Here is a 993-nt window from a genome sequence, read left to right as displayed (position 1 = left end):
CACGTAGAGTATGACACTCCTACTCGTCACTACGCTCACGTAGATTGCCCAGGACACGCTGATTACGTTAAAAACATGATCACCGGTGCTGCTCAAATGGACGGCGCGATCCTAGTAGTAGCTGCGACTGATGGCCCTATGCCTCAGACTCGTGAGCACATCCTACTTGGTCGTCAGGTTGGCGTTCCTTACATCATCGTATTCATGAATAAATGTGACATGGTTGATGATGAAGAGCTTCTAGAGCTAGTAGAAATGGAAGTTCGTGAACTTCTTAGCGAATATGAATTCCCAGGCGATGACCTTCCAGTTATCCAAGGTTCTGCACTTAAAGCCCTTGAAGGCGATGCAGAATGGGAAAAGAAAATCATCGAACTTGGTGAAGCTCTTGATTCATATATCCCAGAGCCAGAGCGTGCTATCGATAAGCCGTTCATTCTTCCAATCGAAGACGTATTCTCAATCTCAGGCCGTGGTACTGTTGTAACTGGTCGTGTAGAGCAAGGTATTGTTAAAGTTGGTGAAGAAGTAGAAATCGTTGGTATCAAAGATACGACTAAGACGACTTGTACTGGTGTTGAAATGTTCCGTAAACTTCTTGACGAAGGTCGCGCTGGTGAGAACGTTGGTGTTCTTCTACGTGGTACTAAGCGTGAAGACGTTGAACGTGGTCAAGTACTAGCTAAGCCTGGTTCAATCAACCCACACACTAAATTCGAAGCTGAAGTATACGTACTAAGCAAAGATGAAGGTGGTCGTCATACTCCATTCTTCAAAGGCTATCGTCCACAGTTCTACTTCCGTACAACTGACGTAACTGGTGCTGTAGAGCTTCCAGAAGGCGTAGAGATGGTAATGCCTGGTGACAACCTTAAGTTCGTAGTAGAACTTATTGCACCAATCGCGATGGACGAAGGTTTACGCTTCGCTATCCGTGAAGGTGGCCGTACTGTAGGTGCTGGTGTTGTAGCTAAGATTCTTTAATCTAAGCAA

Annotated in this window: 1 protein-coding gene; it reads left to right on the top strand. The window is 45.6% G+C overall.

Translation table 11 applies throughout. From position 1 onward, the window contains the following. Positions 1–984: elongation factor Tu (gene tuf, locus J8L84_RS20120; protein ID WP_138118271.1), on the top strand; the 984-nt coding region annotated here is incomplete at its 5' end. Between the last annotated feature and the right edge of the window lie 9 nt (positions 985–993).

The sequence above is a fragment of the Alteromonas sp. MMG017 genome, assembly GCF_018100795.1.
In the GTDB taxonomy this organism is placed as follows: Bacteria; Pseudomonadota; Gammaproteobacteria; order Enterobacterales; family Alteromonadaceae; genus Alteromonas.
The sequence above is the reverse complement of the archived record's forward strand: the minus strand, read 5'-3'. Positions and strand labels throughout refer to the sequence as shown.